This window comes from Brenneria uluponensis (assembly GCF_032395385.1).
Classification (GTDB): domain Bacteria; phylum Pseudomonadota; class Gammaproteobacteria; order Enterobacterales; family Enterobacteriaceae; genus Prodigiosinella; species Prodigiosinella aquatilis.
Genome location: NZ_CP135917.1, coordinates 4,902,489 through 4,926,775, shown reverse-complemented (window position 1 = coordinate 4,926,775; position 24,287 = coordinate 4,902,489). Strand labels below are relative to the sequence as shown.

21 protein-coding genes are annotated in these 24,287 nt (G+C 51.6%); 9 read left to right on the top strand and 12 right to left on the bottom strand.

Annotated features, from left to right (window positions below; genetic code table 11):
- Positions 1-98: 98 nt before the first annotated feature.
- The 3 genes from RS889_RS22960 to udp all read right to left on the bottom strand — a co-directional run bounded on the left by RS889_RS22960 (position 99) and on the right by udp (position 3,909).
- Complete coding sequence (locus RS889_RS22960; protein WP_021013837.1) at positions 99-1,904, bottom strand: carbon starvation CstA family protein; 1,806 nt, start codon at positions 1,902-1,904, stop codon at positions 99-101.
- Positions 1,905-2,235: 331 nt separating this feature from the next.
- Positions 2,236-3,018 carry a tyrosine-protein phosphatase gene (locus RS889_RS22955; protein ID WP_315708819.1) on the bottom strand — a complete coding sequence of 261 codons (783 nt, stop codon included), beginning with the start codon at positions 3,016-3,018 and terminating at the stop codon, positions 2,236-2,238.
- 126 nt (positions 3,019-3,144) lie between these two features.
- Positions 3,145-3,909, bottom strand: a complete 765-nt coding sequence (udp, locus tag RS889_RS22950; RefSeq protein ID WP_021013839.1) for a uridine phosphorylase — start codon at positions 3,907-3,909, stop codon at positions 3,145-3,147.
- Positions 3,910-4,235: 326 nt separating this feature from the next.
- Between udp and RS889_RS22945 the strand changes: the two genes are divergently transcribed.
- Positions 4,236-5,063: a dienelactone hydrolase family protein gene (locus tag RS889_RS22945; protein ID WP_315708818.1), complete on the top strand. Its 828-nt coding sequence runs from the start codon at positions 4,236-4,238 to the stop codon at positions 5,061-5,063.
- 274 nt (positions 5,064-5,337) lie between these two features.
- On the opposite strand, the gene metE is transcribed toward RS889_RS22945, so the two are convergent.
- Positions 5,338-7,605, bottom strand: coding sequence for a 5-methyltetrahydropteroyltriglutamate--homocysteine S-methyltransferase (gene metE / locus RS889_RS22940; protein WP_315708817.1), 2,268 nt, complete (start codon positions 7,603-7,605; stop codon positions 5,338-5,340).
- Between the two features lie 104 nt (positions 7,606-7,709).
- On the opposite strand from metE, the gene metR reads away from it, so the two are divergent.
- Positions 7,710-8,645 (top strand): HTH-type transcriptional regulator MetR, encoded by a 936-nt coding sequence (gene metR / locus RS889_RS22935; RefSeq protein WP_290181128.1) that lies wholly within the window; start codon positions 7,710-7,712, stop codon positions 8,643-8,645.
- On the opposite strand, the gene RS889_RS22930 is transcribed toward metR, so the two are convergent.
- The 5 genes from RS889_RS22930 to RS889_RS22905 form a co-directional block, all read right to left on the bottom strand.
- Complete coding sequence (locus RS889_RS22930; protein ID WP_021013852.1) at positions 8,551-9,450, bottom strand: carboxylate/amino acid/amine transporter; 900 nt, start codon at positions 9,448-9,450, stop codon at positions 8,551-8,553. The two genes, metR and RS889_RS22930, sit on opposite strands and share 95 nt — an antisense overlap.
- A gap of 381 nt (positions 9,451-9,831) precedes the next feature.
- Positions 9,832-10,653 (bottom strand): serine O-acetyltransferase, encoded by an 822-nt coding sequence (gene cysE / locus RS889_RS22920; protein WP_021013853.1) that lies wholly within the window; start codon positions 10,651-10,653, stop codon positions 9,832-9,834.
- Positions 10,654-10,758: 105 nt separating this feature from the next.
- Positions 10,759-11,778, bottom strand: coding sequence for an NAD(P)H-dependent glycerol-3-phosphate dehydrogenase (gpsA, locus tag RS889_RS22915; protein WP_021013854.1), 1,020 nt, complete (start codon positions 11,776-11,778; stop codon positions 10,759-10,761).
- Entirely contained in the window at positions 11,778-12,248 is a 471-nt protein-coding gene (secB, locus tag RS889_RS22910) for a protein-export chaperone SecB (protein ID WP_290181131.1), read from the bottom strand. The genes gpsA and secB overlap by 1 nt, the downstream gene beginning before the upstream one ends.
- A 122-nt stretch (positions 12,249-12,370) precedes the next feature.
- Positions 12,371-12,805 carry a rhodanese-like domain-containing protein gene (locus RS889_RS22905; RefSeq protein ID WP_021013856.1) on the bottom strand — a complete coding sequence of 145 codons (435 nt, stop codon included), beginning with the start codon at positions 12,803-12,805 and terminating at the stop codon, positions 12,371-12,373.
- Between the two features lie 309 nt (positions 12,806-13,114).
- Between RS889_RS22905 and envC the strand changes: the two genes are divergently transcribed.
- The gene (envC, locus tag RS889_RS22900) at positions 13,115-14,392 is read left to right on the top strand and encodes a murein hydrolase activator EnvC (protein ID WP_315708816.1); all 1,278 of its coding nucleotides are present in this window, start codon (positions 13,115-13,117) and stop codon (positions 14,390-14,392) included.
- A gap of 4 nt (positions 14,393-14,396) precedes the next feature.
- Positions 14,397-15,311 carry a divergent polysaccharide deacetylase family protein gene (locus tag RS889_RS22895; protein ID WP_425475098.1) on the top strand — a complete coding sequence of 305 codons (915 nt, stop codon included), beginning with the start codon at positions 14,397-14,399 and terminating at the stop codon, positions 15,309-15,311.
- Positions 15,312-15,358: 47 nt separating this feature from the next.
- Here RS889_RS22895 and tdh read toward each other — a convergent pair whose 3' ends face one another.
- Both tdh and RS889_RS22885 read right to left on the bottom strand, forming a co-directional pair.
- Complete coding sequence (gene tdh / locus RS889_RS22890) at positions 15,359-16,384, bottom strand: L-threonine 3-dehydrogenase (protein WP_021013859.1); 1,026 nt, start codon at positions 16,382-16,384, stop codon at positions 15,359-15,361.
- A 13-nt stretch (positions 16,385-16,397) separates the two neighbouring features.
- Positions 16,398-17,594 (bottom strand): glycine C-acetyltransferase, encoded by a 1,197-nt coding sequence (locus RS889_RS22885; protein WP_315708815.1) that lies wholly within the window; start codon positions 17,592-17,594, stop codon positions 16,398-16,400.
- Between the two features lie 245 nt (positions 17,595-17,839).
- On the opposite strand from RS889_RS22885, the gene rfaD reads away from it, so the two are divergent.
- Genes rfaD through RS889_RS22860 form a run of 5 tightly spaced genes read left to right on the top strand, consistent with a single transcriptional unit; the run spans position 17,840 to position 23,039 of the window.
- Entirely contained in the window at positions 17,840-18,772 is a 933-nt protein-coding gene (rfaD, locus tag RS889_RS22880; protein ID WP_315708814.1) for an ADP-glyceromanno-heptose 6-epimerase, read from the top strand.
- Between the two features lie 30 nt (positions 18,773-18,802).
- Entirely contained in the window at positions 18,803-19,855 is a 1,053-nt protein-coding gene (rfaF, locus tag RS889_RS22875; RefSeq protein WP_315708813.1) for an ADP-heptose--LPS heptosyltransferase RfaF, read from the top strand.
- Positions 19,852-20,823, top strand: coding sequence for a lipopolysaccharide heptosyltransferase RfaC (gene rfaC / locus RS889_RS22870; protein ID WP_315708812.1), 972 nt, complete (start codon positions 19,852-19,854; stop codon positions 20,821-20,823). The genes rfaF and rfaC overlap by 4 nt, the downstream gene beginning before the upstream one ends.
- 12 nt (positions 20,824-20,835) lie before the next feature.
- Entirely contained in the window at positions 20,836-21,921 is a 1,086-nt protein-coding gene (gene rfaQ, locus RS889_RS22865; protein WP_315708811.1) for a putative lipopolysaccharide heptosyltransferase III, read from the top strand.
- A complete protein-coding gene (locus RS889_RS22860; protein ID WP_315708810.1) occupies positions 21,918-23,039 on the top strand; it encodes a glycosyltransferase family 4 protein in 1,122 nt (373 codons plus the stop codon). The genes rfaQ and RS889_RS22860 overlap by 4 nt, the downstream gene beginning before the upstream one ends.
- Before the next feature lie 148 nt (positions 23,040-23,187).
- On the opposite strand, the gene RS889_RS22855 is transcribed toward RS889_RS22860, so the two are convergent.
- Positions 23,188-24,282, bottom strand: a complete 1,095-nt coding sequence (locus RS889_RS22855; protein WP_315708809.1) for an O-antigen ligase family protein — start codon at positions 24,280-24,282, stop codon at positions 23,188-23,190.
- Between the last annotated feature and the right edge of the window lie 5 nt (positions 24,283-24,287).

Below are 24,287 nucleotides of genomic sequence, written 5' to 3'. Positions count from 1 at the left end.
ACGTATTCAGACCGGGGAACCGGCTGAATTGACCGGATATGAAAAAGCCGATCGGATATTCTGATCGGCTTTTTTTATGGATGGATATTCTGATCAGCTTACATATTGGCGGTGACCGGGCTGCTCAGTTCCGTCTGCGGGCGGCTCAGCAGTTCGCGCCATTTCTTCAGTGCGGAAATCAGAATCACCATGCCCAGTACCAGCATAATGATAGAGATGGAGCCGTTAAACAGGTTGTAGCCTTTGGCTTGTGGATTGAAGTAAACGTACTTCACCATCCAGTAACCCGCGTAGTTTACGGTGACAAACAGATACGCTAGCGGAATCACACAGGTCAGCATATAGATACGTTTGGTTGCCAGACGCAGGATAATGGTGGCACCGATAATCAACCCGACAGAGGCCATCAACTGGTTAGATACCCCGAACAGTGCCCATACCGAGTTGATATCACCGGAGTTCAGCAGATAACCCCATAGTGCACAGGCCAGAATGCTACAGCCAATGGCGCCCGGCAGCCAGTCAGTCCGTTTCAGCGGTGCCCACAGGTCGCCCAGAAAATCCTGCAACAGGTAACGAGCGACACGGGTACCGGAATCGACAGCCGTCAGGATAAATACCGCTTCGAACATCACCACAAACTGGAAGAAATACGAGGCCAGATGGCTGAACCAAGGCACACGAATGAAAATATCGGTCATCCCTACCGCCAGCGTTACCGCGCCGCCGGTACGACCATACAGATCCAGACCGATTTCCTGACTCAGCATCGGCAAATTCACCACGTTCATCCCCAGTGCCTGCCAGGATGCCGCCGATGAGTTGATGGCAAAATAATCTGCCGGATGCAGGGCGGTAGCGGCGATTAACGCCATTACTCCGACCACGCATTCCGCTAGCATGGCACCAAAACCGACTGGTAGGATATCGCTCCATTTATCAATCTGTTTCGGTGTCGTACCGGAACCGATAAACGCATGGAAGCCGGAAATCGCGCCACAGGCAATGGTAATGGAGATAAACGGCCATACCGGGCCAGACAGAACCGGGCCACCGCCGTGGATAAACTGGGTTACCGCCGGGAACTGGATTTCCGGGTTAATAAACACCACACCAACCACCAGCGCGCCGAAGACACCGATTTTCATAAAGCTGGAGAGATAACCGCGCGGGGTTAACAACATCCACACTGGCAACGCCGTGGCAAAGAAGGCGTATATCGGCAAAACTACACTGACGGTTTCAGATTTCAGCATCAGCCATTCACCAAATGCCGAGTTCTGGATATAGGGGCCAGCGATAACGCACGCCATGATGGCCGCGATACCGACCCAGGTGGCGCCTTTCATGCTGCCAGTCACCCGTTCCCACAGCCCGACACCGATGGCAATAGGGATGGTCATGAACACCGCGAACGTGCCCCAGGGGTTACGTTCCAGCGCATGTACCACCACCATCGATAAGCCTGCCATGGTAATGGTGATGATGAACAGCATTGCCAGACCAGTACACCAACCGGCAACCGGGCCCAGCTCAGATTTTGCGACTTCAGACAGGGATTTCCCCTGATGTTTCATGGAGGCAAACAACACCACCGTATCGTGTACGGCACCGCCTACCACACAGCCAATCAACAGCCATAAAAAACCAGGCAAATAGCCGAACTGCGCTGCCAGCACCGGTCCCACCAACGGGCCTGCTGCGGCAATGGCGGCGAAGTGACTACCAAAATTCACCCATTTTTTTGTCGGGACATAATTCTTACCATCTTCAAACACATGAGAAGGCGTGACCTCATTATCATCCGCTTGCAGCACCTTACGTACAAAAAAGACACCGTACAGACGATAACAAATCACTAGGATACAAAGGGTCGCAATAACGAACGTAATCGCATGTTGCATAATTATTATCTCCAGGATTTACCTGGAGCTAACATACAACGGGCCCGAAGAGCACGAAGAGGTAAGATGAGTGAGCGGCAATCTGTGCTCATTAAGCGGTCAAAAACGGGTCATGAGTGGTAAGGCGATGATGTCGTGATATTGACGCAACAAGTGACGAGTGTGCCAATCCAAATATTGACCGAACCCGTAACCAATCTGAGCGCCCGAGATTATTGGTGCGATTGATTGCCTGATTACGGGTATTTGGCGGCAGGCTATGTGGCGGAATTTCTACACTTTCACAACGGTGGGTGTTCAATGTCACCGCCAGCATCTGATTGGGCACATGCTAGATAAGATACTTATCCTGCAATACCTCGCGTGCTTGCTGATCCAGCCCATAATCCTGTTCCAGCCAGCTGTCTATTGAGCCATGTCGAACACGGATTGCATTCAATGCGGTAGCCAGAAATTCCTCTTGTGTCGATAACACAAACGAGAACTGCTTCAGCGCTTCTTCATTCATTGTCTGGGACAGTTCTTCCAACAACTGCTGGCGAAATGGCATCAGGGTGGTTTCGGTCAGCAGGTAATCTTCCAGTACCGTTTGTTCGTCAGCCCCCAAAGCGAATAGTACCAGTGCGGACCCTATGCCCGTGCGATCCTTTCCTACGGCACAATGCTGTACCAGTGCGCCTTCCTCCGGCTGTTGCAGCAGCTTCACCAAATGATGGTAGGCCGGATTATTAAACGGCAGATGCCGGTATAGCTCCAGCATAAATCCACGGGAATCAAACGCTGCCAGGGTTTCCTGACCGAGCGACTCCAGATTGGCGGTCACTTGGTGGCATATCGGATTGGCGGGCGCGGGATGATAAGTCGCGCCAGACCATAAGATATCTGGTCGGAGTGCCGCTTCATCCGGGTCGCGGTAGTCGATAACGTGAGCCACCGGAACGCCGGCCAGATGTGTACAATCACTTTCGCTGAGTAAATCTAATGAACCGGAGCGAAATAGTTTTCCGTGGCGAATGAAGCGACCATCGGCGGTACGATTACCGCCCAAATCGCGGAAATTGATTCCGCCTTTAAGTGGAAGCAAAGAAGGGTGGAGCAATGTTGGTGCAGTCATATCTCTCCTTGGCGTTATCGAAAACGGCCACGCACAATACGGGGCGTCGGTAAAAAAATCAGGGAGATTGGATCATCAAGGCTAGCGTTATGCTAGCCCGGTGCTTATCGTATCATCAGTAACGGATCATGCCAGCAGTTTACTGGCTGCGGCCAGTACCACATTCACCGACGCAGTTTCTGCCAGTTTCATGGTCGCTGTATCAGGAATCTCCTGTTGAGCGCGGTTAACAATAACCCCCGCCACCATACCCGCACGCAGCCCCTGACTGGCACACATGGTTAACAACGTGGCGGACTCCATTTCATAGTTCAGCACGCCCATGCTCTGCCACTCGGCCATTGAGCCCTGAAAGCGACGTACCACACGGCCTGAAAACGTATCGTAGCGCTCTTGTCCCGGATAGAAAGTATCTGAAGATGCGGTGATACCTATGTGTAACGTGGTTCCTGCCTCTTGAGCCGCCTCCACCAGTGCCGAGGTACAGGTGAAATCCGCCACCGCCGGGAATTCCAGCGGAGCAAAATGCAGGCTGGCACCATCAAGACGTACTGCCGCCGTGGTAACCAGCACATCACCCACGGCAATATGTGGCTGGATGGCCCCTGTCGTACCGACTCGTAAAAAGGTACGAATACCTAATTGAGCCAGTTCTTCCACGGCGATGGATGTGGAGGGGCCGCCAATTCCGGTGGAGCACACCATGACGGCTTTCCCGGCCAGCTCGGCTCGCCAGGAGGTAAACTCACGCTGTGACGCCAGGAATACCGGGTTATCCATCAGTTGGGCAATTTTTTCCACCCGTCCCGGATCACCGGGAACAATCGCCAGCGTTGCTCCCTGTAAATCATTTTTCGTCAAACCGAGGTGAAACACATCAGATGCAGACATCATCGCCTCCCAGGCAATTTATTAACGTCGGGGTACCGATCTGATCCTAGCGCAAGATATTGTTGTTTTTAGTGATATAAGTCGTTTGTTAAAAAGTAACGACCTTTTATTTGCACTAGTAATGTTATTTAAATCACGTTATTAATGGTTTCCGATCGCTGTAAATGGTTTTTCCAGCAGTACCGCATGACTTTCCCGGTAAGACAGCGAATGATAAATCGCATTATTCCTATAATGAATCAACACCGCTTGGCTGTACATTCTTTAAGCGTGGAAAGAATTTGTATTAAGCTTGAAATCACCCGGTTTAATTTAAGGAAAGTGCCATGAAAACAGATGAACTGATTATCCCTGTATCGACAGCGAGTGGATTTACCCCCGCCGTCACACCGCTGGCTTCTTCCGCGATAATAACGGATACCGTGGGTATCACTGCCGGGGAAACCACTATTCCTTCACAAGGCGATGCTTTACCGGCTTATATCGCCAAACCGGCTGACAAAACGGGTCCGTTTGCCGTGGTGCTGGTAGTACAGGAGATTTTTGGCGTCCACGAACATATCCGCGATGTATGCCGCCGTCTGGCGAAACAGGGGTATCTGGCGATTGCGCCTGAACTCTATTTTCGTCAGGGGGATGCGCAGCAGTATACCGATATTCAGCAATTGATCACGGGTCTGGTCAGCAATGTGCCAGATAGCCAGGTGATGGCTGATCTGGACCATACCGCCAACTGGGCGATTAAACATGGTGGTGACGCCAGCCGACTGGGTATTACCGGTTTTTGTTGGGGTGGACGCATCTGTTGGCTGTACGCCGCCCACAATCCACAGTTGAAGGCGGCTGTTGCCTGGTATGGCAAGATGACCGGTAATAAAACGCTGAATAACCCGGACCATCCGGTGGATATCGCCAAAGATCTGGCGGCGCCAGTGCTTGGCCTTTATGGGGCGCAGGATGACAGTATTCCGCTGGAACAGGTAGAGACGATGCGTCAGGCGTTGCGAGCGGCCAATGCGAATGCTGAGATAATCGTTTATCCGGATGCGGGTCACGCGTTTTATGCTGACTACCGCCCCAGTTATCATGCCGAATCAGCACAGGATGGCTGGCAGCGCATGCTGGAATGGTTTTCGCGTTATAATGTGATTTGATAGCTTTCTGAAAAGCGGAATCATACATTCCGCTTTCCTGCATGTTGAACGACGACAGGTATATTTCGGTATTCGAGGTAGCGGTCTGGCGTTTCACCGTCTCAGTTAACGTCGAACTATCCCGGCAATAGAACGGGGAGACAAACGTCTCCCCGTTCTATTCAGTGGTGATAATGAGCGGTTGTCCTACTGGATTCCTTTGGTGACTATCGCATGCATTCCCTTTCCTTTGCACCTGATGCACCCACTCATGATCACCGGCTCATATCCAGCATCAGGCCTGTGCTTCGCGCAGGTGTTTAGCTGCTTCCACCATGTTAGCCAGTGATTGACGGGTTTCTGGCCAGCCACGGGTTTTCAGGCCACAGTCCGGGTTTACCCACAAACGCTCGGCGGGAATACGCTGTGCCGCTTTACGCAGCAGCGCTTCAATCCAGGCCACACTCGGGACGTTCGGCGAGTGGATATCATATACACCCGGCCCGATTTCGTTCGGATACTCGAATTCTTCAAATGACTCCAGTAACTCCATATCGGAACGCGAGGTTTCAATGGTAATCACGTCCGCATCCAGCGCGGCGATGGAATCCATGATGTCGTTGAATTCGCAGTAACACATATGTGTGTGAATCTGCGTGTCGTCTTTCGCTACTGCTGCATTTAAACGGAAGGCTTCTACCGCCCATTCCAGATAGGCTTTCCAGTCAGAGCGATGCAGTGGCAGCCCTTCGCGCAGAGCCGGTTCATCAATTTGAATGATACCGATACCAGCGCTTTCCAAATCCGCCACTTCATCTCGTAGCGCCAACGCAATCTGTTTGGCGATGGTTTCACGGCTGACATCTTCACGCGGGAAAGACCAGCACAGGATAGTGACCGGGCCGGTCAACATTCCCTTCACCGGTTTGTCGGTCAACGATTGTGCATACTTCGCCCACTCAACGGTAATCGGTTCAGGGCGGCTGATATCGCCGATAATCACCGGTGGTTTCACACAACGGGAACCATAACTTTGTACCCAGCCATTCTGGGTAAACACAAAGCCATCCAGATGCTCGCCGAAGTATTCCACCATATCGTTACGCTCGGCTTCACCATGCACCAGTACATCCAGATCCAGACGTTCCTGTTCCGCTATCGCCTGCTTGATATGTTCTGCAATACCAATATGGTAATTCTGACTATCCAGATGACCTTGTTTAAAGTCCAGGCGCAGGCTGCGGATTTCCGTGGTTTGCGGGAAAGAACCGATGGTGGTAGTCGGCCATGCCGGTAAATTGAAGCGAGCACGTTGTGCGCTGGCGCGTACCGGATAAGCACTCAGACGCTGACTATCCTGTGGCACGATGGCCGCCAGACGTTTTGCCACGTCCGCATTGTTCACCCGCTGAGAAGTGCGGCGGGCGCGAATAGGAGCGCTGTAGGCGACAAGTTCCTGACCGTTACCGCTGTTCAACGCGTTGGTCAGCAGCGCCAGTTCCTGACATTTTTGCAGGGCAAACGCGAACCAGCTTTTCACTTCATCATCCAGACGGGTTTCCACGCTGAGGTCGATCGGACTGTGCAGCAGTGAGCAGGAGCTGCCCAGCCAAAGCGCGCGTTTACCCACCAGCGGTTGCAGGTGATCAAACCAGTTGTTCAGGTCGGCTCGCCATACATTACGGCCATTGATAACTCCTAAAGAGAGCAGCCAGTCGGCGGGTAACTGGTTATTGAGTGCGGCGATGTCGTCTTTGCCATGTACCAGGTCGACATGCAGCCCTTGTACCGGCAGTGTCTTGATGGTCGCCAGATTCTGGCTGATGCTGTCAAAGTAGGTGGTCAGCAGCAGTTTCACCTGACCTTGCAGGGTGTCGTAAGCCGGCTTGAATGCAGCCAGCCAGTCGGCTTCCAGTTCCAGCACCAGCGCAGGCTCATCGATCTGTACCCAGTCGATACCGCGTTTCGCCAGTTCAGCCAGCACCTGTTGGTAAACCGGCAGGATGTCTTTCAGCAGTGTCAGGCGGTCAAATGACTCACCTTTCACTTTACCCAGCCACAGGTAGGTAACCGGTCCCAGTAGCACCGGCTTCACCTTGTGGCCCAGCGCCAGCGCTTCGTCTACTTCATCCAGCAGTTGTGTCCAGGTCAGTTTGAACTGCTGCCCTTTGGTGAATTCAGGCACCATGTAGTGATAGTTGGTATTGAACCATTTGGTCATTTCTGCGGCGGCGGCGGGTTCTCCGGTCGGTGCACGGCCCCGGCCAATGCGGAACAGCGTATCCAAATCCACGGAACCATCGGCATTCTGATGACGGGCTGGTACATTACCCAGCAGTAGGCTGGTGGTCAGTACATGATCGTACCAGGCGAAATCGCCGACTGGCAGCAGGTCGACACCGGCGTCTTTCTGTTGTTGCCAATGGCGGGCGCGCAGGTCGCGGCCAACTGCCAGTAATGATTCCTGAGTGGTATTGCCTGCCCAATAGCTTTCTTGCGCTTTTTTCAGTTCACGACGCAGCCCTACGCGTGGAAAACCGAGGGTGTGATTTAAAATTGTCATGCTTGGATTCCCATTTAGCCGTCCAGATGTTTACACATCTATAATCCGCAGGTAGTGTATTAAGCACAAGCGCAATTTATTCACTGTCACTGTGAAGGACTCTCATGATCGAATTTAAACACTTACGGACGCTACAGGCTCTGCACAATACGGGATCGTTAGCCGCTGCCGCCGCACAGCTTCATCAAACGCAATCCGCTCTGTCGCATCAGTTCAGCGATTTGGAGCAACGTTTAGGATTTCGGTTATTCGTCCGTAAGAGTCAGCCGCTACGGTTTACGCCTCAGGGTGAAATTCTGCTGCAACTGGCCGAGCAGGTATTGCCGCAGATACAGCAAGCGCTTCAAGCTTGTCATGAGCCGCATCAGACTACATTGCGCCTGGCGATTGAATGCCATAGTTGTATTCAATGGTTGACCCCGGCGCTGGAAAATTTTCATCAGAGCTGGCCGCAGGTGGTGATGGATTTCAAATCCGGTGTGACTTTTGATCCGCAACCGGCCCTGCAACAGGGGGAACTGGATCTGGTGATGACCTCTGATATTTTGCCGCGCAGTGGTTTGTTCTATGCGCCGTTATTTGATTTTGAGGTCCGTCTGGTGCTTGCTCCGGATCATCCGTTGGTGGCGAAAGAGCGCATTGTGCCGGAAGATTTGAGTCAGGAAACGCTGATGATTTACCCGGTACAGCGGCAGCGGCTGGATATCTGGCGTCATTTCTTGCAACCGGCTGGTGTCAGCCCGTCGCTGAAAAGTGTTGATAATACGTTATTGCTGATTCAGATGGTGTCGGCTCGCATGGGGATTGCTGCGCTACCACATTGGGTAGTGGAAAGTTTTGAACGCCAGGGTTTGATTGTGACCAAAACCCTGGGAGAAGGTTTATGGAGCCGATTGTACGCCGCTGTACGCGATGGCGAGCAGCGCCAACCGGTTATCGAGGCGTTTATTCGTTCCGCGCGTCAGCATGCCTGTGAGCATCTGCCGTTTGTGCGGGACGCTTCACGACCCAGCGCCGGTGTACCCATAACGAAGATATGATGATAGCGGCACCAACGATAAATCTCGGCCAGTGAGGCTGTTCCTGCCAGATGGCAAAGTTCACCAGCAGCCCGGCCGGGACATGAAAGTTATTCATAATGCCGAGCGTGCCGGCATCCACTTGTGTCGCACCATAGTTCCACATGAAATATCCCAGGCCAGATGCTCCAATGCCCAACCAAATCAGCACACCCCACTGCAATGATGTGGTGGGGAGTTTATGGGGATTACCAAACAGTAACCAGGCCACCACGGAAACCGCCAGCGCACCGAGATAAAACCAGGAAAATGCACTGTGCTGCGGCATGGGGTAGACTTCCATCAGACGTTTGTAGCCCACCTGTCCCATTGCAAAAAAGATATTCGCCGCCTGTACCAGCAACAATCCCCACCAGAATTGTCCATTGACGCTATCGTAGCGGATCACCGCCGCGCCCAGTACCGCCAGCAGGGCGCTCAGTGCGTAGCCCCAGCGCAGACGCTGACGCCCCAGCAGATCGTAAATCAGCGTGACATAAAGGGGGGTCATCACGGTGAATAGCAGAAACTCCGGTACTGACAGGTAGAGATAAGCCTGGAATACAAACAGATACATAATGCCGAGCTGACATGCGCCCACTAACAGATATAACCCAATGACTTTAGGCTGATATCCGCGCCAGCGCAGAAAAGGCAGAAAGACCAATGCGGCCAGACCAACACGCATCAGCACGGAGAACCAGCTATCCACATGACCGGCAAGATATTCACCTATCAGACTGAATGAAAAAGCCCATAGAATGGTAGTAAGAATCAGTAATGGCACAAGCGTGACTCACTTAATAACACCGAGTATAAGGCGCTATTGTAATAGACTTTACCGCATGAATTTCAGCCAACATGGTTTACATTTGTACTAATTTAAACCACTTGTTCACTTGCGTTCGGGTAATCGGCATGTGAACGGTCAAAACTGCCAGCACAGCCAGGTAAAAAACACACTGTCGCTGTTATAAGTGTCGGGAATGCATTTCGCCTGAAAAGACAGCCGTTGGTCGTTTACTGACGCCAAAGGTAATAGCCCCCAGGACTGAAATTCGACAGATGATCTGACTCCTGGTTTTTTAAGAAGGGTTTTTAACTTTAAAATAAAAACCACCCGGTTTCGGATGGTCAGATAGAAAAACAGACTTAATCGGTCGTTGGATTAAATACCATCACCGTATTCGAAGCTACGATTGGTGCCGTTGAAATACTGATCCATATCCATGGCGGGTTTATCGCTGTCTGGACGGCCGACGATACGGGCCGGGACGCCTGCGACGGTGGTGTGGGGCGGAACCGGCTGCAATACCACCGAACCTGCGCCAATTTTGGCGCCGCGACCCACCTCAATATTTCCCAGAACCTTGGCGCCAGCACCGATCATGACACCTTCTCTGATCTTGGGATGACGGTCACCGCTGGTTTTACCTGTACCACCGAGGGTAACGGACTGAAGAATGGAAACATCATTTTCCACCACAGCCGTTTCACCAATCACGATGCCGGTGGCGTGATCCAGCATGATGCCACAACCGATATGGGCTGCCGGATGGATATCTACGCCAAATGACACGGAAATCTGATTCTGGAAATAGATGGCCAATGCCTGACGATCCTGCTTCCATAACCAATGGCCGATACGGTAGGCCTGTAAGGCATGAAAGCCTTTCAGGTACAGCAATGGGGTGGAATATTTATCTACCGCCGGGTCACGCAGACATACTGCCTGAATATCCCGGGCTGCGGACATGATCATTGATGGGTTTGCATGGTATGCCTCTTCCACTACTTCACGGATGGCAATGGCCGGCATAATAGCGTTTGCCAGCTTATTTGCCAGCATATAGCTCAAGGCATTTCCCAGATTTTCATGCTTTAACAAGGTGGCATGAAAAAAGCTTGCCAGCATAGGTTCACAGTCAGCTAAACAACGGGCTTCATCCTTAATGTTTCGCCAGACCAGTTCCAGTTCTTCATGTGACATTGCATCAACCCTCTGAAATACCCTACATCCCACGCTAATCGGTTACTTACGCTCAGGTAGAAATACTATTGGGCCATCTCGCGGAAGCCCATCAGTGTTGTCGTGTTATACATGGGGACTTTCATCTTTACTGGCTCGTCCCAGTAAACTCAGCGCGGCTTCACGAGCGTCTTTACCGCAGTATAAAACTTGCCAGAGTTGCTCGGTAATCGGCATTTCTACGTTATAACGTTGGGCGAGCGCCATCACTTCTTTGGTATTCCGATAACCTTCAACCACCTGACCTATCTGGGCCTGGGCACTATCCACATCCATGCCTTGTCCCAACATCATGCCAAAGCGGCGGTTGCGCGATTGATTATCGGTACAGGTCAATACCAGATCACCGAGTCCGGCCATTCCCATAAAGGTGGTGGGATCGGCGCCCAATGCGACACCCAATCGGGTCATTTCTGCCAAACCACGGGTAATCAACGCCGTACGGGCATTGGCGCCAAACCCCATGCCATCTGACATCCCGGCACCGATGGCGATCACGTTTTTTACCGCGCCCCCCAGCTGTACACCAATAAAATCAGGATTGCTATAGACCCGGAAACTTTTGCCGCAGTGCAGCAACAGTTGCAGATCATCAGCAAATTCACGATCTGTTGCCGCCAGTGCTATCGCTGTCGGTAACCCCGCGGCCAGCTCTTTGGCGAAAGTTGGCCCGGATACGACAGCCAGTGGAATATCGTTTCCCAGCGCTTCACGTGCAACATCCTGCAACAAACGACCCGTTTCCGCCTCCAGTCCTTTTGTTGCCCATACCACGCGCGCATCGGCACGTAAGTGCGGCTTAATTTGACGCAGCACGTCAGCGAACACGTGGCTCGGTACCACAACCAGAATATTGCGGCTGGCCGCCAGGGCACGAGTCAGATCGGTTTCCAGTTGCAACGAATCAGGAAAGGGAACATCCGGCAGAAACGCCTGATTACAGCGAGCGGTTTGCAAGGCGTGAATGTGCGCCGGATCGTGCCCCCAGAGCACAACCCGGTGGCCATTACGGGCCAGTGTAATAGCCAGAGCGGTGCCGTAGGAACCGGCACCAATCACGGTCATGGAAGCTTCAACAGCGTTCATCAGGCATCCAGAGACGGTGCCGCACTTTCATCGTCTGTCTGTTGTTGCAGATAGTTCATGAACAGTGCGTCGAAGTTGACCGGTGCCAAATTTAGTTGTGGGAAAGTCCCGCGGGACACCAGGCTGGTGATACATTCGCGTGCGTAAGGGAATAAGAGATTCGGGCAGTAAGCTCCCAGACAGTGCGCCAGTTGAGTACCTTCCAGTCCTTCAACGGTGAAAATGCCGCCCTGTTGAACTTCACACAGAAACGCGGTTTCTTCGCCAAGGCTGGCGGTAACGGTTACGCGCAGCACAACTTCATAAACATCGTCAGCCAATTGGCTTGAAGTGGTATCCAAATCCAGTTTTACTTCCGGTTGCCATTCTTGTTGGAATACGGCAGGCGCTTTTGGTGCTTCAAAAGAGATATCCTTGGTATAAATACGCTGGATCTGGAAGTTCATTTCGACGTTGTTTTGTTCAGACATGTTAAATAATACCCTTTGTTAGATTTCCTTGACGTGCTTCACCCTATACAGATACAGGGAGTAGACGCCAACCTATTGTTATAGTCTAGTCCTGCATATAGCCTTTACCTGGCTGTCATACATCATTGCTTACCGCGCACCAACGGAAGGTTTTCACCACTCCAGCCGGTCAATCCATCCTTGAGCGTCATCGCGCGTACAAAACCCGCCTTGAGCAGGTTTTCCGCCGATTCTCGGGAGGACAGGCCATTGGCGCAGACCACAATGATTGGCTGAGACTTATGTTTTTCCAGCTCACCCAGATTGCCGCTTTTAATGTCGTTGGGGATCAGGTTAATCGCATTGGCAATGTGCCCGCGACGATAGTCATCACGATTGCGAATATCGACCACAATCGCATCTTCTTTGTTAATCAGTTGGATCGCTTCACCACGAACCACCTCTTTTACCTTGGAAAGGCTACTTTTCACAGTAAGCACAATGACGGCAACCAGCAGGCCAACCCAGGCCAGGACCAAGATTGAGTGCTTGCTAATGAATGGCATAATATCTTGCATGGGGTGTAACGACTCCGGAAATTTAGTTAAGCAACAAATATAAGGTTTCTGAGTATACCTGCGCGATACCGCAATTACAGCCAGTAAGCCAACATCGCATACTGAATCTGCGGCGCAAGACATAAAACACTGGCATAAAACCGGCCAGATGGCTCATTTTATGCGTAGACCCTCCCATTTATCTATTATTGATGTGTCTGAAGTCTGGTGGATGCACCTCACTACGGAAAAGGCTTGTCACGTATGGAAATAGAAATCCAGAGCGAGACAACTGGTAAGCTGCTGTTCATCGTGGAATAATCTTTCGTCATGAGTAAAGAAGCGTTCTGTGTACAGTTGCGAGCAACAGGGTGTAATAAGTTGCTAATCCATTGCGCCAGTGCGCTTTGCGTTGGCGTATTATTACTTCCATGCAGTGGCTGGAGTAAAGATAATCAACAACAGCTCAAGTCGATTCAGCAAAACATTGCCGAAAAAGAGAAAAGCGTTAAACAACAGCAACAACAACGTAGCGCCCTGCTGGAACAGTTGAAAAAGCAGGAACAGTCCATTGCTTACAGCTCTCGTCAATTACGTGAAACCCGCCATACGCTGGAAGGTCTGAATAAAGATATCAGCGCACTGAATGCTTCTATTACCAAACTGCAGGCACAGCAGAAGACCCAGGAACATATCCTGGCGCAACAACTGGACGCCGCATTCCGGCAGGGCCAACACAGCGCCTTTCAACTGATTCTCAGCGGCGCAGAAAGTCAGCGAAGTGAACGCATACTGGCGTACTTTGACTATCTGAATAAAGCTCGCCAGCAATCCATTACTGACCTGCAACAGACGCGGACGAAACTGGCGGACGAAAAGCAGGAGTTGGAACAGAAGCAGTTGCAGCAAAAAGATCTTCTTGGTAACCAACAGCAGCAACAGAAAACACTGGAGCAGGCGAGAAGTGAGCGTCAAAAAACGTTGGGTAGTCTGGAAACTTCTCTGAAAAAAGACCAGCAGCAGCTAACTGAACTCCGGCAGAATGAAATCCGTCTGCGCGACCAGATAGCCCGTGCAGCGCGGGAAGCAAAGGCACGCGAGGAGCGGGAGGCCAGAGAAGCTGCCCGTGTCAGGGAAAAAGAGCAACAGGCCAAGCGCAGTGGCTCCAGCTACAAACCCACTGAAAGCGAACGTTCTCTTATGGCGCGTATCGGTGGGTTGGGTAAACCGGCGGGTCAGGCGATATGGCCGGTACGGGGCAGTATGTTGCACCATTTCGGCGAACCACTCCGGGGTGAGCTGCGTTGGAAAGGGTTGGTGATTGCCGCCGCAGAAGGAACCGAGGTAAAAGCTATTGCTGCTGGCAGTGTGCTGATGGCTGATTGGTTGCAGGGATACGGGTTGGTTGTCGTGATTGATCACGGCAAAGGCGATATGAGCCTTTACGGTTATAACCAGAGTGCGTTGGTGAAGGTGGGTGAGCAGGTCAAGGCCGGTCAGCCGATTGCGCTGGTTGGTACCAGTGGTGGGCAAAGTCAGCCTGCGCTTTATTTTGAAATTCGACGCCAAGGGCGGGCGGTAAACCCACTCCCATGGTTAGGAAGGTAACTCCTTGAATCCGCTAGCCTCACGCGTTGTGTCTTTTATTTGCATCTGTTTGCTGGCTCAGCCCGTTTGGGCGGGAAAACTGTCTATCGTCATTGATGATTTCGGTTACCGACCGCATAACGAAAACCAGGTGCTGGCCATGCCAACGGCTGTTTCTATCGCGATTCTGCCCAACGCGCCTTATGCCCGCAAGATGGCGATTGAAGCTCACCGTCAAGGGCGGGAAGTTTTGATTCATCTGCCAATGGAACCAATAAGTCGGCAACCTCTGGAGCGAGATACGCTCCGTCCCGATATGAGCAGTGCAGAGATTCAACGTATTCTGCGGGAAGCGGTTAACCATGTCCCTTACGCGGTTGGTTTGAACAATCATATGGGCAGCGCCATGACGTCCAGCCTGTCAGGGATGCAAAAAGTGATGCAGGCCATGACCGCGTATCAACTCTATTTCCTGGACAGCATGACCATTGGCAACAGCCAGGCCAGCCGCGCTGCACAAGGTACGGGCATCAAGGTGATTAAACGTAACGTCTTTCTGGATGATACGCAGAATGAGGCGGATATCCGCCGCCAGTTTATGCGTGCGATTGATATTGCCCGGCGTCGCGGCTCCGCAATTGCCATCGGTCATCCGCGTCCTGCGACCATTCGTGTTTTGCAGCAGATGTTGCCAACATTGCCAGCAGATATCGTGCTGGTGCGGCCAAGCCAGTTGCTGAACGAATCGGAACGGTATTATGAGCCGATGCCGATTATCACTGCGTCGAAGTCGGTATTCCACCCGGTGAGACAATGCTATGTCAAACGGCCGCTATCACCGGTATCGCAGGCAAAAGTCTTCAGACAGCTGGAAGAAGGCATCGGCCAAAGTGATGTGGGAACCTATATCAAACAGCGCTGGCAAACCTGGCTGGAATAAATTTCCCGGGCTACTTCGTGCAGCAGCCCGGTTGGCGTTCATCAACGTTAATCCCAGTTAAGGAGAACCTTCCCGGACTGGCCGGAGCGCATCACATCAAAGCCTTGTTGGAACTCATCAATGGTAAAACGGTGGGTAATGATGGGTGAGAGATCCAGTCCTGACTGAATCAGCGCGGACATTTTGTACCAGGTTTCAAACATCTCACGGCCATAAACACCTTTTATCATCAACCCTTTGAAAATAATTTCACTCCAGTCTACCGACATGGCCTGTGGCGGAATGCCCAGCATGGCGATGTGACCACCATGGTTCATTACCGATAGCATGGTGCGAAACGCTGTCGGTGCACCAGACATTTCCAGACCGACGTCAAACCCTTCCGACATACCCAGTTCCTGCATCACATCAGTCAGTTTTTCACGTTCAACATTCACTGCCCGGCTGACACCCATCTGACGGGCCAGCCCCAGTCGGTAGTCATTCACATCAGTTATTACCACATGACGAGCACCGACATGACGGCAAATCGCGGCGGCCATGACACCAATCGGTCCGGCACCGGAAATCAGTACGTCTTCTCCCACCAGGTTGAATGACAGTGCGGTATGTACCGCGTTACCCAGAGGATCAAAAATGGCGGCAATATCATCGGGAATATTATCTGGAATACGAAAAGCGTTATACGCCGGAATGACCAGATACTCAGCAAATGCACCCGGACGATTAACGCCCACACCGATGGTGTTACGACACAGATGGCGACGTCCGGCCCGGCAGTTACGGCAGTAACCGCAGGTGATATGTCCCTCTCCGGAGACTCGATCGCCAATGTGAAAACCATCCACTTCCTGCCCGATAGCCACAATTTCGCCGACATATTCATGACCTACCACCATCGGGACCGGGATGGTTTTCTGCGACCATTCATCCCAGTTATAAATATGCACATCCGTACCGCAGATGGCGGTTTTGCGGATTTTGATCATCACATCGTTATGTCCCGGTTCCGGTTTAGGGACGTCCGTCATCCATATTCCCGGTTCCGGCTGTAGTTTCGCCAATGCTTTCATGATGATTATTCTCTCAGTTAATCACACCCAGACGTGTACCCACCCGGATAAACGCATCCACTGCCTGCTCAATTTGTTGTGGCGTATGGGCCGCAGACATCTGGGTACGGATGCGAGCCTGTCCATTGGGAACCACCGGATAGAAGAAGCCGGTAACATAAATACCTTCGTGTTGCAGTGCCGCGGTAAAATCCTGCGCTAACTGGGCCTCACCCAGCATCACCGGAATAATGGCGTGATCGGCTCCTGCCAATGTAAAGCCAGCGGCAGTCATCTTCTGGCGAAACAGGCTGGCGTTCTGCCACAAACGCTGGCGCAATTCCTGTCCTTCCTCTAGCAGTTCCAATACCTTGATAGATGCTGCGACAATAGCTGGCGCCAGCGAATTGGAGAATAGATAAGGCCGTGAACGCTGGCGTAGCCATTCGATAACTTCACGACGTCCAGCCGTATAGCCGCCGGATGCACCCCCGAGGGCTTTCCCCAGAGTACCGGTAATGATGTCGACCCGGTCCATAACCTGGCAGTATTCATGGGTACCGCGACCTCGTTCCCCCACAAACCCGACCGCATGGGAATCATCTACCATCACTAACGCATCATAGCGATCCGCCAAATCGCAGATACTGCGCAGATTAGCGATCACGCCATCCATGGAAAACACGCCATCAGTGGCAATCATGATATGCCGGGCACCATCTGCTCTTGCTTGTTGTAGTCGGGCTTCCAACTGGTTCATGTCGTTGTTGGCATAGCGGTAACGGCGAGCTTTGGACAGTCGGATTCCGTCGATGATGGAGGCGTGGTTCAGGGCGTCGGAAACAATGGCATCTTCCGGCCCCATCAGTGTTTCGAATAATCCGCCATTGGCATCAAAGCAGGAAGAATAGAGGATGGCGTCCTCCATACCCAGAAATGTCGCCAGACGATGCTCCAGTGTTTTGTGGATATCCTGTGTGCCGCAGATAAAACGCACTGACGCCATACCAAAGCCGTGGCTGTCCAACCCGGTTTTCGCTGCGTCAATCAACGCGGGGTGATTGGCAAGACCCAGATAATTGTTAGCGCAAAAGTTGATGACTTCACCGCTGTCTGCCACGGTAATTTTTGCCTGCTGGGCGGAGGTGATGATGCGTTCTTCTTTGAACAGCCCTTCGGTGCGGGCGGCCATTAATTGCGCGGTAATTTGTTGATAGAAAGAGGATGGCATAAGTAATTATTCTCCCAGGAATAGCCCGTTTTCATTTAGGTCATAAAGTAATGGAAAAACACTATTCTGACGGGTGAGGGATTGGAAAAATGCAAACTGGGTCACGAGAGAGATAGTGCGTTGTATGAGGTAAAGCAAGAGAAAGTAACGCCGGGCTGCTTGCAGCAAAATGAAATGCTATTATAGCCATCATAGACAGTGTAGGGCGTGGTGCTCTACCAGCAAGTTTAACAAGGGTAATTCCCATGATTATCGTTACTGGCGGTGCCGGTTTCATTGGCAGCAATATCGTTAAGGCCCTGAATGACGCTGGTCATCGGGATATTCTGGTGGTCGATAACCTGAAAGATGGCACCAAATTCGTCAATCTGGTTGATCTGGATATCACCGATTATATGGATAAAGAAGATTTTATCGCCAATATCATGGCGGGTGATGATCTGGGTGATATTGATGCCGTCTTCCATGAAGGCGCCTGCTCGTCCACCACCGAGTGGGATGGTAAATACATGATGGATAACAACTATCAGTATTCCAAAGACGTGTTGCATTACTGTATGGAACGTGGCATCCCGTTTCTGTATGCCTCTTCCGCCGCGACCTACGGTGGACGCAATGACCATTTTGTTGAAGAGCGCCAGTATGAACAGCCGTTGAATGTTTATGGCTATTCCAAGTTCCTGTTCGACCAGTATGTGCGTGATATTCTGCCGCAGGCTGATTCCCCGATTTGTGGTTTCCGTTATTTCAACGTTTATGGTCCACGTGAAGGGCATAAAGGCAGCATGGCCAGTGTCGCGTTTCATCTGAACAACCAGATTAATCAGGGTGAGAACCCGAAGCTGTTTTCCGGCAGTGAAAACTTTCAACGCGATTTCGTCTATGTGGGCGATGTCGCGGCGGTCAATCTGTGGTTTTGGCAGCACGGCGTTTCCGGTATTTTCAACTGTGGTACCGGTCGTGCCGAATCTTTCCGGGCCGTGGCTGATGCGGTACTGGATTTCCACAAAAAAGGTAGCGTGGAATACATTCCCTTCCCGGAAAAATTGAAAGGCCGTTATCAGGCTTATACTCAGGCGGATTTAACCAAACTACGTGCGGCCGGTTACGATAAACCGTTCAAAACGGTGGCAGAAGGTGTAGCCGACTATATGGCCTGGCTGAACCGCAGCGCGTAATCTCGCTTGCCGTAAGGAATCGCCAACGGTATGAAAATTCTGGTTATCGGACCTTCCTGGGTCGGCGACATGATGATGTCGCACAGTCTTTACCGCACCCTGAAAGCCGAACATCCGGATGCCATCATTGACGTGATGGCACCGGACTGGTGCCGTCCATTATTGGCGCGGATGCCTGAGGTTCACCAGGCACTGTCGATGCCATTGGGACATGGGGCGTTGGCGTTGGGTGAGCGCTACCGTTTAGGTGCCTCACTGCGCCATACCCACTACGATTGCGCCTATGTGTTACCTAACTCATTAAAATCCGCACTGGTGCCTTTTTTCGCTGCTATTCCCCGGCGAATCGGCTGGCGCGGAGAGATGCGCTATGGTCTGCTTAACGATCTGCGGGTGCTGAATAAAGCCGCCTTTCCACTGATGGTTCAACGTTATGTGGCGTTGGCTTATGACAGGGAGAGAATCCGCGCTGCCAGTGACGTGCCGCAACCATTACTGTGGCCGCAATTGCGGGTTGGTGATGAAGAGATTGCGGAGGTGACGTCTATCTTTAATCTGCCTGACATTCGTCCGTTGGTCGGTTTTTGCCCTGGTGCTGAATTTGGCCCGGCCAAACGCTGGCCGCATTATCATTACGGTGCGCTGGCGCAAACGCTGATTGACCGGGGATTTCAGGTGGCGTTGTTCGGATCCGCCAATGACCATCAGGCGGGTGAGGATATTTGTCAGTCACTGACGGATACCGCCCAGGAATATTGTATTAACCTGGCTGGGAAAACGTCGCTGGATCAGGCGGTGGTGTTGATTGCCGCCTGTCATGCCGTCGTCAGTAATGATTCCGGATTAATGCATGTGACGGCGGCGCTGAATCGGCCACTGGTGGCGTTGTACGGGCCCAGTAGCCCTGATTTTACTCCGCCGTTGTCGCATCAGGCGGAGGTGATTCGCTTGATTAGCGGTTATCACCGGGTACGCAAGGGTGATGCCGAACAGGGTTATCATCAGAGCCTGATTGATATCCAGCCAGAACGGGTGCTGGAAGCATTAGCCCGTTATCTGCCCTCGCTCGGGGAAAAGGCATGAGGGTGTTAATTGTTAAAACTTCCTCGATGGGGGATGTTCTGCATACGCTGCCGGCCTTAACGGATGCGATGCAGGTGATTCCCGGCATTCAGTTCGACTGGGTGGTAGAAGAAGGTTTTGCCCAGATCCCAGCCTGGCATCCTGCCGTTGATCGGGTTATCCCGGTGGCGCTGCGGCGCTGGCGCAAGAACTGGTTCAGTGCCGCTATCCGTCAGGAACGAGCGGATTTCAAGCAGCAACTGCGAGAAAAACGTTACGATACGGTGATCGATGCTCAAGGGCTGATTAAAAGCGCGGGGCTGGTCACTCGTCTGGCGCGGGGTAATAAGCATGGGCTGGACTGGAAAAGTGCCCGAGAACCGCTTGCCAGCTGGTTTTACCAATATCGTCACTTTATTGACCGGCAACAACACGCGGTAGAGCGTATCCGTGAGCTGTTTGCTGTCAGTTTGAATTATCGTCGACCGACAGAAACTGGTGATTATGCTATCGCTTCGCGATTTCTTTCTTCCCTGCCGACGGATGCCGGCCAGTATCTGGTTTTCCTGCACGCCACCACCCGCGACGAAAAGCACTGGCCGGAGTCACACTGGCGTGAATTGATAGCGTTGCTACAACCCAGCGGATTGCGTATCAAACTGCCGTGGGGCGCGGAACATGAGTATCAGCGCGCACGACGGCTGGCGGAAGGGTTCGCGTATGTGGATGTTTTGCCTCGGCTGAGCTTGGAGCAGGTGGCGACGATGCTGGCAGGCGCGCGAGCTGTCGTCTCTGTAGATACAGGGCTGAGCCACTTGGCGGCTGCGCTGGATCGTCCCAACATCACGCTGTATGGTCCGACTGACCCTGGGCTGATTGGTGGTTATGGTAACAATCAGCAGATCTGCCGCCCGGAAAATAGTCGCAATCTGGCGGATCTCCACGCAGCCGATGTTTATCAGCACTGCGTATCTTTACTGACTGAATGAGGCGGTTTTATTGTGACGTCATCGAATAAGGTTGAATTAAAGCGAATCCTTATTACCAAATTCCGCCACCATGGTGATGTGCTGCTGACATCGCCACTGTTCTCTATTTTGCGCAAGCGTTATCCGGATGCCCAGATTGATGCGCTGGTTTTTGCCGAAACCGCAGAAATGCTGGCGTTGCATCCAGATATTGATCACCTGTACACGGTGGACAAAAAGTGGAAGAAACTAGGTCCGTTCAAGCAGATAGCCAAAGAATGGGCATTACTGAAAACACTGCGTCAGCAACGGTATGACGCGATTATTCATTTGACGGAAAGTATGCGTGGTTTCTGGATTGCCCGCGTGGCGGGTATCCCACTGGGTGTCACATTTTGTAACACCAGGCGCGACAAATTGTCATTCTGGAAGAAAACCTTTCAGTATCGCGTCCCCCGTGTCGCTCGCCGTCATACAGTGGAATCCCATCTTGATACGTTGCGGGTACTGGGGATTCAGCCGGAAGGAGAAGAACGGCGTTTGCAGCTCATACCTGGCGACGAAGCCGACCAGGCACTGGAACAAAAGCTCCGGGCGCAGCAGTGGCAAGGACAATCGTTCATTGTGGTGCATCCCACTTCCCGTTGGCTGTTTAAATGCTGGAAAAGCAGTGCGATGGCGGCAACCATCAACACCTTGTGTGAACGAGGACATACGATCGTACTCAGTGCATCTCCCGCTGATAATGAAATGACGATGATTGCTGATATCAAGTCCCAACTGACTTATCCGGTGCTGGATCTCTCCGGCCAACTCAGCCTCAAGCAACTCGCCAGCCTGATCGGCAAGGCACAATTGCTGCTGGGTGTCGACTCGGTGCCGATGCATATCGCGTCAGCCATGCAAACGCCGGTTGTCGCGTTGTTTGGCCCCAGCGGTGACACTGAATGGGCGCCCTGGATGACCGTTAATCGGGTAGTGGTATCCGACCATCATCCCTGCCGGCCGTGCGGGAAAGACGGTTGTGGCGGCAGCAAGGTCAGTGATTGTCTACAGCAAATTGGCGTACAGCAGGTATTGCTCGCCATCGATTCCGCACTGCTGGAGGCGCAAGGATGAAGCTGGCGATTGTGCGGCAGAAATACCGTCCTGATGGTGGTGCCGAGCGCTTTGTTTCCCGAGCACTGGATGCGCTGAGCAATCATAAAGTCCTGGATGTCAGCGTGATCACCCGCAGTTGGGAAGGTAGTGAGCAGGCTAATCGTAATATTATCATCTGTAATCCGCGGATTACTGGCCGGATACAACGTGAACGCGCTTTTGCCAACGCCGCTCAGCAACATTTTGCCGAGTTTGATCTGGTACAAAGCCATGAACGCATTCCCGGTTGCCATATTTACCGTGCGGGGGATGGCGTTCATCAATCCTGGCTGACCCAGCGTTCCCGCATACTTAGTCCTGTACAGCGGAAATTTCTGTGGTGGTCTGGTTTCCATCGTTACATCCTGGCGCAGGAACAGGCGATGTACCAGCATCCGGCACTGAAAGCCGTCATCTGTAATTCTCAGATGGTTGCCGATGAAATTCGCCATTATTTCTCTGTCCCGGCTGAAAAAATCCATTTGATTTATAACGGGGTGAATACCTCGACCTTTACACCAGGATTAAAGGCGACTTACCGGTGTGCCGTTCGTCAGCAGTTTGGGATTGCGGATAATGTGCCCGTTATGCTGTTTGTCGGTTCAGGGTTTGAGCGTAAAGGATTGGCTGGCGCCATTCATGCCATTAATATTTCTTCCCGACATTCACCACATCTGATCGTGGTTGGCAAAGATAAGCACCGTCGTCACTATCAGAAGCTTGCCAGGCAGTTACGGGTTGCAGACCGGGTACATTTCATGGGTATGCAACCAGATACCCGTCCTTACTATGGTGCGGCGGATATGTTGCTGCTGCCAACATTGTACGATCCGTTTCCTAATGTGGTGCTGGAAGCCATGGCCAGTGGGCTTGGCGTGATAACCTCTCAGCAGTGTGGTGGCAAAGAGTTTATCCAGCCGGGAAAAAATGGATTTGTCTGTGATGCGCTGGATTATGCGGCACTTCGGCAGGCGGTTATTCAGTCCTGCGATGGTGATTTTACCGAGATGGGGAATTGTGCCAGAGAGCAAGTCGGGAAGTATGATCTCGACTTTCTGAGTGAAAATATGCTCAATCTCTATCAGCAGTTGATATAAAAAATCATTCTGGGGTAGTACGGTTCACATAAGCCGATTATTGGAGGAAACATGGAGATAAGGCCCCATAGAGCGGCCTCATTCCACGTCTCCTCCATATCATGGTCCCTTGGCTAAGCATTGTTCACTCCGCAGAGTTTTATGCTTATTAAATAAAACGTTGCTTATCCTGACGATATTGATTAATCCATAACGCAAAACATAACATCGTTAAATTTCCAGTTTCATGATGAAATGGCGTATTTACCAGCCCGACGACCAGTGTAATGACTAATGCTGAGCACGTGATTCCCCAGGAATTCCAGCTCGCCAATGGTGCATTCTTTTTGGGTAAATAGCGTAATAATGTCATGCCCATTGCGCCTAATAATCCAAATACCCAGAAAAATCCCCAAATGCCGCTTTCAGCAAGGACATTAATATAGAGATTATGGGCATGAGAAATATTATTGAATATGGGAGTTTTGTCGCCCCATTTGATATCAATATAGTGGAAATTATCTTTTCCAACCCCAAATAGTGGGTGCTGTTCAATACTGTTAATTGCTGAACGCCAGATAGTAGCCCGATAGCTCAGAATATTATCTGCATGGGCATTGTTTTCCTGTTTAACTATCACCCGAGCGTTACTTAATAGCGCGATTCCCACAAACCCAATAATGAAGAATATCGGCAAGAGTAGAAAACGTTTTCCTCTCCTGGCAAACCCGATGCTTAATGCCAGCACGACGGCAATAATTGCGCCAAACGTTGCCCGGCTTTCACCAAAGGTCACGTACACCAGGCTGAGTGCCAGCATTGCCAGCCAGAGTGTACGTTTACCCGCGGTAAATCTAGACCAATAGGTAAATAATACCGTTATTGCCATCCCACAAATAATGGCATTATAAATGGCGGCGTGGTTGACATGGCCGACTGAATTCAATGTCCAGTATTGACCATTGCCCAGATAGTAGTGATCCCAGGCACCGTAAATCAGTCCGATGAATGTCCCAAATACTGCCCAAAATACTAACCCTAAATTTTGTCGTTCATTAAAATCAGCTCGGTAAATAACCCAGCCGAAAACCATGTAACGTGCAATGTCGGTTAATGCTGTCGGATCAGTGTGGTAGGCCGAAAAAGGAGCCGCAACCACATAGGCAATAACATACAGCGCAAAAAACAGATCCCACCCAGACCAGATACGGGCCTTTTTCTCAGTAATCCCATAATAAATGACAACCAGTAATGTTAGCACCATGGCAA